At 41.5% G+C, this 13,082-nt stretch carries 9 protein-coding genes; all 9 read right to left on the bottom strand.

What is annotated here, in order from left to right:
• Nucleotides 1-5 precede the first annotated feature (5 nt).
• The 9 genes from fucP to LPB86_RS05245 all read right to left on the bottom strand — a co-directional run bounded on the left by fucP (nt 6) and on the right by LPB86_RS05245 (nt 13,038).
• Complete coding sequence (fucP, locus tag LPB86_RS05285; protein ID WP_230641614.1) at nt 6-1,238, bottom strand: L-fucose:H+ symporter permease; 1,233 nt, start codon at nt 1,236-1,238, stop codon at nt 6-8.
• A gap of 58 nt (nt 1,239-1,296) precedes the next feature.
• Nucleotides 1,297-3,201, bottom strand: coding sequence for a glycoside hydrolase family 97 protein (locus tag LPB86_RS05280; protein ID WP_230641613.1), 1,905 nt, complete (start codon nt 3,199-3,201; stop codon nt 1,297-1,299).
• 25 nt (nt 3,202-3,226) lie between these two features.
• Nucleotides 3,227-4,438, bottom strand: coding sequence for a glycoside hydrolase family 88 protein (locus tag LPB86_RS05275; protein WP_230641612.1), 1,212 nt, complete (start codon nt 4,436-4,438; stop codon nt 3,227-3,229).
• Between the two features lie 120 nt (nt 4,439-4,558).
• Nucleotides 4,559-5,851: an alginate lyase family protein gene (locus LPB86_RS05270; protein WP_230641611.1), complete on the bottom strand. Its 1,293-nt coding sequence runs from the start codon at nt 5,849-5,851 to the stop codon at nt 4,559-4,561.
• Between the two features lie 18 nt (nt 5,852-5,869).
• Nucleotides 5,870-7,294 carry a DUF4979 domain-containing protein gene (locus LPB86_RS05265; protein ID WP_230641610.1) on the bottom strand — a complete coding sequence of 475 codons (1,425 nt, stop codon included), beginning with the start codon at nt 7,292-7,294 and terminating at the stop codon, nt 5,870-5,872.
• 18 nt (nt 7,295-7,312) lie between these two features.
• Nucleotides 7,313-9,067, bottom strand: coding sequence for a RagB/SusD family nutrient uptake outer membrane protein (locus tag LPB86_RS05260; protein ID WP_230641609.1), 1,755 nt, complete (start codon nt 9,065-9,067; stop codon nt 7,313-7,315).
• A 10-nt stretch (nt 9,068-9,077) separates the two neighbouring features.
• Entirely contained in the window at nt 9,078-12,230 is a 3,153-nt protein-coding gene (locus LPB86_RS05255; protein ID WP_230641608.1) for a TonB-dependent receptor, read from the bottom strand.
• A 31-nt stretch (nt 12,231-12,261) separates the two neighbouring features.
• Complete coding sequence (locus LPB86_RS05250; protein ID WP_230641607.1) at nt 12,262-12,459, bottom strand: hypothetical protein; 198 nt, start codon at nt 12,457-12,459, stop codon at nt 12,262-12,264.
• Between the two features lie 12 nt (nt 12,460-12,471).
• A complete protein-coding gene (locus LPB86_RS05245; protein ID WP_230641606.1) occupies nt 12,472-13,038 on the bottom strand; it encodes an RNA polymerase sigma factor in 567 nt (188 codons plus the stop codon).
• Nucleotides 13,039-13,082: the final 44 nt, after the last annotated feature.

The raw sequence follows: 13,082 nt of genomic DNA, 5'->3' as shown, positions 1-13,082 counted from the left end.
TTGTATTAATGTTTTACCTTAAAGAATTTGGCACCAAATAAAAAGATTACGAAATAGCACACTATTGGAAGATAATAAGCCTGTGCTACATCATAATTGGCGATTTTTCCCATAAAATAAGGCATTACTGCACCACCTACTACACCCATTGAGATGAATGAAGAAGCTTGCTGAGTATGTTTTCCCAGATTCTTTAAGCCAAGGCTAAATATGGTAGGAAACATGATGCTAAAAAAGAAGTTTAAGCTAAATAATGCTCCGTAAGATATCCCTCCCCAACTTTGCGCAATGATAACACAGGCCACCATACTGCAGAATGCGAAGATGGCAAGTAGTCTATTTGGTGCAATGAACTTCATAAGGTAAGTTCCAACAAAACGTCCGGCCGCCATACACACCATAAAGAGCGTCATGTTATATCCTGCCCTTTCGTCCGTAAGGTGCATTTTCTCTACGCCGTAATTGATGAAATAACTCCAGGTGCCTGCTTGTGCTGCCACATTAAAAAACTGGGCTACCACTGCCCATACAAAATGGCGGTGCTGAATAAGCTTTTTACCAGGTGTGGTATCCACACTTCCAGCATCCAGATCTGCTGCATGTTCTACGTGAGGATCCGTTAATACAGGTACTTTTAAAAAGAAAAATACAATAGCCACAAATACAATAAATCCACCGAGGCCAACGTACAGCGTTTTTACAGCATCCAGATTATGCACCTCAGCTCCGGAAATTGCACGCAGCAGAAAGTAAGACCCTATTGCCGGGCCTATGATCGCACCAACTGCATTAAAAGACTGCGAAAAATTAACCCGACGGTCACTAGTACGCTGATCTCCCAATGCAGCTGCAAATGGATGCGCCACAGTTTCCAGCGTGGCCATCCCACAACCAAGAATAAACAATGCAATTCTAAAGAAAGTAAATGAGCTGGAATCTGCTGCAGGAACGAATAAAAAAGTACCCGCGGCAAACAAACCTAAACCCAAGATAACACCAGATTTATATCCAAAGCGCTTTAGATACATACCCGCAGGGATACTCATTACAAAATAAGCGCCAAATACAGAGAGCTGAATAAGTCCCGAATCTGCTTTGGAAACGTTTAGTACATTTTGAAAGTGTTTATTAAGTACATCGCTCATGGAATGAGCAACTCCCCAAAGCATAAATAAAGAGGTTACAAATACATAGGTAAACAAGAATCTCTTCTCGGTAAAGGCTGCTTTTTGTGACATGGATTGATATAAATTAGAAATTATTTGGTTAGAAATTTTAAAGGGTTTAATATATAACTTATTTCATTTGTAGCCAAATAGCTTGTCCCCCAGATGCTTTTAAATTTACTTCCAACACGGTGGTATTGTTTATCCGTTTCGTGGTAACCGCAACTTTTGTTGCAGTATTTATTTTATCGTCATCACTATAAATTTTGGCATCAAAAGTCTTTCCCTTTGGCAAAAAGTCAAATTTTATCCTTACCGTTTTTGCTTCCGTATTGTTTAGCGTGCCCAAAAACCAATCGTTGCCTTTCCTCCGGGCTGTTGTAATGTATTGTCCCGGTGCCCCTTGTAAAACTTTGGTTTCATCCCAGGTAGTTGGAATTTGATCCCAGAATTCCAGTTCAGGCTCATCTTTTGAAAAGGAGGGCTCATCATACCAATATAAGGTTTGGATAGGACTGTAATACACGGCAGCCATGGCCAGTTGATGTGCATGAGTTGTTTTAATTCGTTTATCGTAATAACATAGGGTATAATCAGCAGCTCCGGCAATGTAACGGGTAAAGGGCATTACGGTATTACTGGTTGCATCTGGCATTTCCTCATTTCCACGGATCCCTTCAGAGGTCATCAAGTTTGGCCAGGTTCGCTGCTCCCCTGTTGGCCGCCAATCGTCGTGAATATTCACCATAATTTTCGCATCGGCAGCCTGTTGAATTGCTTTTTCCAGCCAGGTAGTCCAGCGGTGTGAGCCAGCCTGTACAAAACCAAATTTCACCCCCTTAACACCCCATTTTTGATAAACCTTAAACAAACTGTCAGATTGCATGTACAATCCCTGAAGATTTACATACAGCCAAACTCCAATGCCTTTTTCTTTACCGTAGTTAATGATGCCCGGTAAGTCAAAATTCGGAATCGCTACCTTCGTTGCATCAGACTTAAAAGAATAAGCAGGCCCATACCACTTCCAGTCAAACAGTATGTATTGAAGATTATGCTTCGCTGCAAAATCAATGTTGGCTTTTGCATCTGCAGTAGTCTGCGTCATCACCCTAATTATTTTGCCGGGTTTAATCCAGCTTTCATCTTTGATTTTTGAAGGTGTATTAAGGTTAAGCAACAAGTAATTGTTTTCAATCAGATCTGTATACTTTTCTGCAACCATAACTACCCGCCAGGGCGTACCAAAAGGAGAAATGAGATCCGCCGGGGTATACATGGAGGTCAAAATCGTATTGGGTTTAGTGGTACTCAGTTTAAACTTGGTTCTGGCATAATCCACCATCTGCGCTTCTGCAAGACAAGCATACAATCCATTAGAAAGCTCAAGGGTTAAAGGGCGTTCGCTCTCATCAGGCCAATTTTTTAAGTTCAACAATTGATACGGTGCCTGCGCCCATGATGCATGCCAGGCCTTCGTATTTTCGGGCATGGTAAACTCTGTGTGCTCTGCCATGATCCTGTAATAAGTTCCCTTTACATTTTCCGGAAAAAAGAACCGGAAAGCAAGGCCTTCGTTATATGCCCGGAACTCAATAAACATTGGATAAATGGAATTGTCTTCCTTTACAGTTTCAATGGTTAGTGCATTATAGTGATCTCTGATTTCTTTACGCTCAGCAGTTACAGGGCTCCAGGTAGTGTCCTTCGTGGAAGTAAAAGCGCCCGTAATTTTCAAATTGTCAAACCACCTTTCCTGCTTATCCACCTTTAAGGCCATGGCCTGTTCACTTAAATGGTTATCCAGTTGAAGGTCCATGCGTGATTCCAGAACAACTGATTTCCCTTTATAATTTACCTGGTAAAAAAAAGCACGCTGGCCTGGTGTTTCCTGCTTTTGAGCGATTTTAATTTCAAGGTTTCTATCCGGAGAATATAGCGTCTTTTCGGAGCCCGGAACAATGGACTGACTGGAGACGGAGCTAAAAGTAAAAAGTAATAAAAAGAGTGTTGTATAGGAAAAAAATAGTTTCATCGTCTATCTGTTGGTTTTAAGTTGTCTATATAGGGGCATAAATACTTTTCCCTATTTTTAGTTTTTTAAGCCGAAGCAAAGCTTCGATATAGTAGTAATCGGCATAAATGATAGCTGCATCTATTTCAGATCCAGCCGGCTTATGTCCTGTGGAATGTAGTAAAAATGCATTATTTGTGGTCCTGCTTTGATAGGCATCAGAGGATAAGCTGCTCAACATCGTTTCCGCTTTTTCACGGTACATACTGGCTTTGGATGGCTCCTTAACCAAGGTAGACAACTCTAATAATGCTGATGCCACCACAGCAGCTGCCGATGCATCCCTCGGTACATTGGGAATGCCTGGATCATTAAAATCCCAATATGGAATTAAATCCGGTGGAAGATCTTTAAGGTAGGTATCAGTTACCTTTTGGGCAAAATCTAAAAACAAGGGATTCTTCGTTTCGCGGTAACACATGGTATAACCATATATGGCCCAGGACTGTCCCCTTGCCCACATGGAATTGTCGGCATAGCCTTGATGGGTTACTCCTTTTATTTTTTTCCCCGTGGCTTTATCGTACACTACCGCATGGTAGGACGTATAATCAGAGCGGAAATGGTTTTTCATCGTAACCAGCGCATGTGAAACCGCAATGTCATAGAGTCGCTTGCTACCTCCATTTTTAGAAGCCCAAAACAGCATTTCCAGGTTAATCATATTGTCGATTATGGTATTGTGCTGTGGCCATTCCATGTTAGGAACTGCTCTTGGCCAGGAAAGTATGGTTCCTACTTTTGGATTAAATAACGTAGCCAACGTGTCTGCAGTTGCCAGTATAACTTTTTTGTATTCCTCATTTCCAGTTAAACGATAGCCGTTACCAAAACTGTTAAAAATCTGGAAACCCAAATCATGATCGAAGGCTTTTTGCATAGAAAGCGGACTAAGCTCCCTTGAAAATTTGTCTGCTGAGGTTTTAAATTTGGGGTTGTGTGTACCTTCGAATAGATACCATAGGGTACCCGGCCAAAAGCCGCTACACCAGTCGCGGTAGTCTACAAACCGCCAGTTATATTCTCCTTCAGCAATACTTCTTGGAATGTTCAGGGAATCGTTGGGTATACTTTTTAGTGTATTTAAAGCCTGTTTTTCACAATAGTTTATAGCATGATCTACTTTGTTTTGGGCAAAAATGTTGGATAAATTAAAGAAGAAAAATATCAGAATATAATTTAGCTTGGATCTGGTCATACTATACGCTTATATACTAAAGACACGTTTAAGTAGGCTTGATACTCATGAAAAGAACAAAAAAGGTGCTTATAAATGCAGAAGGCCATACACTAACATATGGCCTTCTTTCTGATTTTATTATTTCGAAAACATCAATGTTCCGAAGCCGAGCTGGTCGTAGCCGCCACTATTCGGCCCGTAATGACTACCTCCCCCTTCAGGCCGCACTTTTTCTGCGAACAGCTTGCTGTATGTTGCAGTTTTGTTTTTCACCTTTGCATAGTGGTTGTACACCAGCTCCCAGGATGGTCGTATATCTCCACGCCCAACAGCCGACACCTCTGTAAGTGTTTCGGAGTTTGCGCAATTGGCATTAAAATACCTCACATAGGGACTAAATGGAACCGTATAAAGATAGGCACCACCTGCATCCGTATAATTGTATTTTGCAGTATACTCGCACAGGGAAAGGAATTTGTTGTTTTTATAGGCAAACAAATCTTCGCCTACATTATAGGCCATTTGACAGAATGAACCCAACAGCGAGATGACCAAAACGCCATGACCCTGATCTCTGCCACTTTCCTGCCCTTGACCTAACACCTCGCCATTTACATTATGGGTAAATGTGATCGCATTATCTATATTTCCATTGCCTACACCCTTCTTAAAATAGGTTATGGCAAATTCTACCTTGGCCATATCGTCGGTCAAAATTCCGATGCCCATTACGGCACACATATTTGCAGCATCCCAATTGGTCCAATAATGAGACGGACAGGTTCCATTATGCCGGTTTAGGAAGTCTGAGGCTGTGGTATAGAACAAGTCCAGCATCCATTGCTTATAGGCGCTAAAATCAGCCGGAGCCCAGCCACTGTATCCTCTAACCAATTCTGCCGCATTGGCAAAACTCAAGCCATAAATACCAGACGCAAGCGCTTTATTACTGTCACCATTAATCGACTTGCAAACGCGGGCCCAGGCATTTAAAATTTCTACCGCTTTAGCAGCATACCTATCGTCGCCAGATAGTCTCCATTTTAATCCCATTTGGTAAGCCGCATGAGAGTCACGCATTGCATTGGCATAGTTATCTGCTTCGGGCTCCTCTACAGAACCACCTCCACGGATCAGTTTTACCGTTGGACTAGGCGTGTAGCTTAGACTCAGTAATGTACTGCTGTTTAATTTATCATAACCTTCTTTCCAGGGCGTAAGGCTGGCATCAACCTTTGATTTAACAAAAGTAAAATCTGCCGCCGTGTGCAACATTCCCGGGTGTGCAATTGCAAGTTTCCCTGTAATTACAGGCTCATCAGTTTTTTCTGCCTGAGGATTCACCAGTTTGTAGAAGTCTCTCTTACAAGACATAGATACCAGGACCAGTAATACTACCGGGATGGAAATTTTTATAATATTCTTAATCATAACAAAATCTTTTTCTGTTTAATTGATGTATGCTTGTAGCTCGGCTACGGTTTTAAATGTTTTTATCCAATACACCGGATACGGAGATAGCGGATTTTGTGCTACCGGCATATCAGCTACACCGACACTAATTTGGGTAAAGGTGTAAGCAGCGGTGGTTGGAAGGGTAAAACCACTTGTACCAAAAGTATTGTTTGCACCCATGTCCGCATAGTAAACCGTCAGCCCGTCTTTACCCGTTAAAGAAGGCATTACATTGTTTCCTCCTCCGGTAGTCTGTTTCCATCTTCCCTGGTTGGTATCAAAAAATACATTACCGGCAGATGGTAAAGGCCTCGTAAACTTAAAGGCAATAACCGGATACTTACCAATATTTAAGGTGGTATTTGTTCTCCTAAAATCTCCCCTGCGGTTTGGTCCTGCAGCATTGTTAAGCGTAACCCAGAGAATATTATTTTGAACTGCAGCTGTTGATCCCGTAGAAGCAGCAATCCATCTTGGTGTTACACCGTCGGCAAAGGAATCGTTGATTTTACCCTCTACTACGGTAATTGCCAGGGTAGCTGTTACATTACCGCCGTCTGTGCTTGTTCCTGTTATTACAGCCTGACCAACTGCCACTCCAGTTACAATTCCTGTGCTGGTAACTGTTGCAATACTGGTATTGCTGCTTGTCCAGTTTACCAATTGCTTGGTTGCAGCAGCAGGAGAAACACTGTAATCTATTACGAATCTTTCATCTACAGCTATTCCGTCGGTTAAAATGCTATTCACGGTAATAGATTGAATAGGTACTATATCAATCACAGTAACTGCAACGGTGGCCCTTGCACTGCTACCATCGGCAGGTTTTATGGTAATCGTAGATGTACCCGGGGCTACTCCAGTAACAACTCCATTCTGATCTACTGTGGCAACAGCGGTGTTACTACTAGTCCAGTTTAATCTTTTATAAGTGGTATTTGCAGGTGCTATTGTTGTTGTAATGGTTGTTTTTACTTTTGGATAAGTACTTAAGGTTGCAGGAGCAGGAATTATGCTTGTGGCATAAATCACCCTGTCTATCACCGTAACCTCTACACTTGCCTTACGTAAACCTCCATCGGTAGATTGTGCGGTAATTATTGTGGTACCCAGTCCGGCAGCGGTTACAACACCGCTTTGACTCACTCTGGCAATGTTTGCATCCGCAGTACTCCACTGGAGCTTACCATTGGTAGGTGATTGTGGGCTGGATGACAAAGTTAAAGTAGTATCCTTACCCAATAGCAAAGGGACATTGGCATCCTGATTAATAACGAGTGTATTTACTAAGGTATTTTCTTTGGCGATTTCATCAACCCAGCCATTTTCTTTGCATGCAGAAATGCAGCAAAGCAGGGCAAGGCTCATCATAAACGAAAGACCAACACTCCAGATATTTATTGATTTAATGCGTTTCATATATTTAAATATTAAATTTTACCAATTTGGATTTTGCCCCAGCTTGGGATTAAGTTTTAACTGATCGGCGGGAATGGGGTACAAATAATTTCTGTCCGCCCAGGTTCTTCCCGACTCGAAAATGATCACACCCTCTGCATTTTTTGGTCGGTTGAGTGTTACGCCCCACACTGCCGCAGTAGCATATTCAGTTCCAGTGTATTTGATTCCCAAAAAATCTTGCGGCATCTCGGTTTCAGCAGTTTTCCAACGCTTCAAATCGTCTATCCTAAAGCCTTCGTTGTAAAGTTCTACTGTTCGCTCTCTTCTTATTTCAGTTCGCATGTCCAAATTATTAGCGGTTGCAAAAGCATTACTAAGTTTAGGCATAGTTGTGTTCACCCGGTTTCTAACCAGGTTAAGTGAAATGTCTAAATCCGCGTCAGAGATTGCACCATCACGCTCAAATACCGCTTCCGCATAGATCAGCAGAACTTCTGCATAGCGTATAATTGGGAAATCGTAACCTTCAAAGTTATCTGTAACCTTCCGTTCGGCATTCCATTTTTGATTGTTATAACCGGTACCCGAACTAGAAGGAATATAAGATTTAAATACTGCTGTAGTTAAGTCTGCAGCATCTCCTAGCCAGGTTACTCTTCCAAGGTCATTAGACCAGTATGCTTTTCGGGGTGGCATTAGCGTATGCTTCATGCGGTTGTCCCTGTTTTGATACTCTGAGGTAATGGTATTGTAGCCTTGAAATTGAGTGTTATTGGCATTATTTATAGGCAATCCATTTTGGCTTAGGTATAAATTGGCAAACTTACGTGCAACCAACACAACGTTGGCAAATTGTCCATGGCTAATGTTCGTTCCAATAGGATTTAAGATCTCGTCATGTCTGTTGCTAAAAATATACTCTTTATTGGCGCTTTTGGTAATGCCGGCAGGATTTGATTTTGCGTCTTCTAGTACAAACATATACTTCTGGGCAGAATCCCCTAAAATTGCAGGCTTAAACAATTCGTATTGCGTGCTGGTCATTACTCCTCTGGCTGCAGTTACCGCAATCTCCAGAAGTGAAGTAGCGCGGCTAGTGTTGTTCCTGAACTTTTGCCATGTACCCTCAAACAAGGCAACTCTCGCTAAAAAAGCTTGTGCAGCGCCACGGCTTACCCTGCCTTTATCTCCTGCAGCGATCAAATTCTCCAGAGGTAGATTTGGGATGGCCGCCTGCAGATCGGCAATAATGAAGTCCGTCACTTCAGACCTGTTGTTTCGCTTAGCGAACAAAATCGGATCATTCACATCAAGAACCCTATCTACGATTGGTGCATCACCGAAGAGCTGTAACAAGTCAAAATAGACGTAGGCCCTGAAAAATTTTGCCTCTGCAACATATTGCGCAACATCTGCAGGAACAGCATAACTCGAAGCATTCAACAACAAAATATTTGTTAGCCTAATCTTTGCAAATGCCCCGGAAAAATTGCCATCATTAGCAGAATTAGAGTTGGTTCCGTTGCTAAATTGATTGGGCGTAAGGTTAGAAATCAAATCAGAACGGTAGTCACTATGTGGGTTATCGTTGATCACACTTCTGAAATCGGCCCGCCAATCATAGAATTTATTCGCGAATAGCTTAAATTCGCTGGCAGTCTTCCAGAAATTTCCGTCTGCGATCTTATCAAGGGGATCGAGATCTGTGATTTTATTGCAACCAGCAAGCCCCACACACAAGATGGCAATCAAGAATAGCCCTATAGTATATTTTTTAAAATTCGTTTTCATGGTTATAAAATTAAAATGCTGCATTGATACCTACAGTTACTGTGCGACTAAAAGGATAGCGTTGTATCCCTGAGGCAACTGTCTGCGTGGCCTCCGGATCCCAACCGTCGTTGATTTTAGTTGTTTCCCATAAATCCTGCCCAGCTGCATAGATCCTTAACTTTGAGAATACTTTTGTTTTTTTGATCACAGATTCTGGTAAGGTATAACCAAGCACAATGTTCTTCAAACGCAAGTAAGCACCATTTTCAACAGACCAGGACGAGGCCTGATAATTATAGGTATTGATTACCCCGTTTGTGGAATACTTAGGGAAAAATGCATCGGTATTTTCCGGTGTCCAATGGTTGCCAACTGACTGGTTGGTGGTATTCAAATACACAGATCTAAAAGGCTGTCTCCAGTTTACATCATCCCTGAATATTGTTCTTGCCGTAGCACCTTGAAAAATCACGGAGCAATCAAAACCTTTATATGCCGCGCCCAGATTAAATGAATAAGATATCTTAGGATCATCAGTACCCAGGTAGACTAAATCATCATACGTTAACACTCCATCGCCATTTGAATCTTTGTACATATTGTCACCAACACGAATGGCATTGGTCAATCCGATGGTATTTCCCACCAAATATTTGGCGAAGTAGGCTGAACGTTGTTCTTCATTTTGGATCTTACCATCATATTCCAAACCTACGACAGAATTTAAAGGGAAAGACTGCAATGCGCCTATTCTTCCTCCAGTTGAAAGGATATTTGCCCCTCCATAATCAACTAATTTGTTTTCCGCAAAAGTGAATACCCCGCCTATGTTATAGGAGAAATCTCCCTTTCTATCGGCCCAGTTTAGCGTAGCCTCATATCCATTGCCTTTAAATTTTCCAATGTTGGCTTCTGGTGCAGTGGCACCCAATACGGCCGGATACTGTGCAGAAAGGAACATGTTATTGTTCTTTTTGATGAAGTATTCCAAAGTACCTGATAATCGACTTTTTAACAAAGCAAAATCCAATGCGAAGTTATAATTATGAATGCGCTCCCAGGTACGGTCGTAAGAAACCAAATTTCCAAATGTAGTAACATTAGTTACTTTTCCTGTACCAAGATAGGCGCCACCGCCGGATGACTGCGTATATAACTGTACGCCATCATAGATATTTATACCGGTCTGATTACCAACAATTCCATACGAAGCCCTTAATTTTAACTCATCAAAAATCTTTAGGTCTTTTACAAAACTCTCCTCGCCAATTCTCCAGCCTCCGGAAAAGCCATAAAAAAGGTTCCACCTGTTTTGACGTGCAAATTTAGATGATCCATCATAACGCCCGTTTACCTCAAACAGATACTTACTTTTATAATTATAGTTCAATCGCGAAAAATAAGAGCCCATTGCATACTGTTCTCTTCTGGGATCGGGACTGACCGTAACTACGCCAGCTCCATTTATGGTAGACAAGGAACTATTTATATCCAGTACCTTGGTTGAGTAAGAATCATAATTATTAAACTCATACTGTCCTCCTAAGGTAGCGGAGAAATTGTGCACCTCCTTAAAGGTCTTGTTGTAATTTAAGTAAGAGGATGCAGAATAGAAATCGGTAGAGGCAGTAGACTTTTGATAAAAGCTATTGGCCTGAGTTGGGTTATTTTGAATCGGCAAATCACCTTTATAATTGTACCATTCGATCTTATTTGACTGTATATCACGGATTGCACTATTGATGTTTAAGCCTACCGTAGTTACCCACTCCAATTCCTTGGTTACTTTAAATTTAAAGTTCTCACTAATGTTTGTTGACCTAACCTTAAGCTGATTGTCGCCGCCAAGCTCGGCAAACCAATTTGGGGTGTATTGCCCGCCCCAGGCATATGGCTTTCCATTTAATGTTGCAGATGGGAACCCTGGCTGGGGATATCCTTGACCCAAAACATTTGTTATCATTGTAGGAACTACTTGATTTTGGTTGCTATAACTGATCACCGATTCAATGGTAAAGCGGTCTGATACCTTGAAGTCATTGTTTAAACGAAAATTATAACGTTTGTTGGTATTGTTGCCCCAGCGTAGCGTACCTTCATCTGATAAATAGCCAAGTGATAAACGATAACCAGCTTTTTCCGTTCTTCCGGAGATGCTCAGATCATTTTGGGTAGTAGCCGCGGCACCCCACAAAATATCGGTCCAGTTGTTGTCTAAAAACACAAAATCCTTTACATCTGTAAAAGCAGATTGTATGGGTGCATTAGCTGGATCTCTTGTATCAATGTATCCTCCTTTATTTTGAAGCGCAAGCCTGGCATAACGAATCCAGACGTCATTTTCGCCTAAACCATCATTTGTGCGGGCATCTATAACTCCTTCCGCCCATTCGTCCATCGTCATGAGTCGTGGCTGCAGTCCTGTTTTTTTGTAGCTATATAAAGAACTAAATTCAACTGCAGCTTTTCCAGATTTCCCTTTTTTAGTGGTCACCAACATTACGCCACCAGCAGCTCTTGAACCATAGATTGCCGCTGCTGCATCTTTCAGGAAGGAAACGCTTTCAATGTCCGAAGGGTTAATTAACCTTAATTCTCTAAAACTATCATAAGCGATACCGTCGATAATAACCAAAGGCTCAACCGACTTAACTGATACCGAACCCCTCAATTTAATCGCCCAGGATTCATCTCCCGCTGCCCCAGAGCCCCGGGTAATAATTGCGCCGGGAACCTGTCCTTGCAAAGCTTGTAATGGACTGGCCAATGCACCTCTGTTTTCGAATGCTTTTGAACTTACAGTAGCCACAGATCCTGTTAACGTTTCCTTTTTCTGGGTACCATATCCCACCACCACCACTTCACTAAGATCCTGACTTACTCCCGCTAAATTTATGGTCATGTTGTTTGTCGCCACAACTTCCTGCGTAGTATATCCGATATAAGAAACCTGCAATATTGCTCCCGGTAAAGCTGTTAATTTAAAATTCCCATTAACATCCGTCATGGTTGCCGTTTTGGTATCTTTAACTTTGACAGAAACCCCAATCAGGGTTTCATTGGTTTTTGAATCAACTACTTTTCCCTTCAGTTCTTGCTGCGCAGCGGCCCCCTGACCCATACACAGCATTAAAAGAATGAAAAAAGAGAAGCTCCCGCATTTTTGTAAAATACTCTTCATACTTGGTTTGTTATTATTTGGTTATTATTATTTATAATTTTGATTTCTTCTCTTGCCCGAAGCTCGGTTTTTCTACTGCCATTTTCAAAGCTATTTTTGCCCAATGTTCCATTACTTTTTTTGAGGATATATTTTCCTTTCTAAAAGAGAATGGCAACTCTGGGTTGCTTTCATCACCGGTATCATTCCTTTGCTTCATAATCCTAAGACAAGGAAAAGCACCGTACATACTCAATAATTTTTAGGCAGCATATATATTGGATAAATTTGCACTTTCCCTTAAAATTTGCACTGCTCTGTAAACATGATTTACCACAGACTGGTAACGAATCCCTGTAATTTCTGCAATTTGCAGATAATCTAATTCCTGGTAAAAACGCATATAAATAATTTCCCGTTGTTTGGCTGGAAGTTTATTTAATGCGGCATGCAGCAGGCCCTTCAGCTCTGACTCATGCTCCTGAGAGACCATTAACTCTTCTTTAGAGAATTCCAACTCTGGTTCGGGCATATCCTCTAATTTTGTTGCTTTTAATTGTGTACTGCGAATGTGGTTTAACATCATAGCGCGTACAGACCTGTAGAAATATGCTTTTACATTCTTAATGGCTCCGATATGACACTTATTTTGCCAGAATTTCACAAACAGGTCCTGTAACAGGTCCTCTGCTAAATCTGGATCTTTAATCATTTTAAGGGCGTAGTTAAACAATCTAGGATACAGTTGATGATGAAGTAAGGCAAAGGAATCTTCTGCACCCTTTCTTGTATTGTCCCATAAAACTATCAATTCGTTGGCTTTGTCCATAACACTAAATATTTGGCTGATACGAATATGAAGTGTTATGGAAA

Origin of the sequence: Pedobacter sp. MC2016-14 (assembly GCF_020991475.1) — a bacterium.
In the GTDB taxonomy this organism is placed as follows: domain Bacteria; phylum Bacteroidota; class Bacteroidia; order Sphingobacteriales; family Sphingobacteriaceae; genus Pedobacter.
The sequence above is the reverse complement of the archived record's forward strand: the minus strand, read 5'-3'. Positions and strand labels throughout refer to the sequence as shown.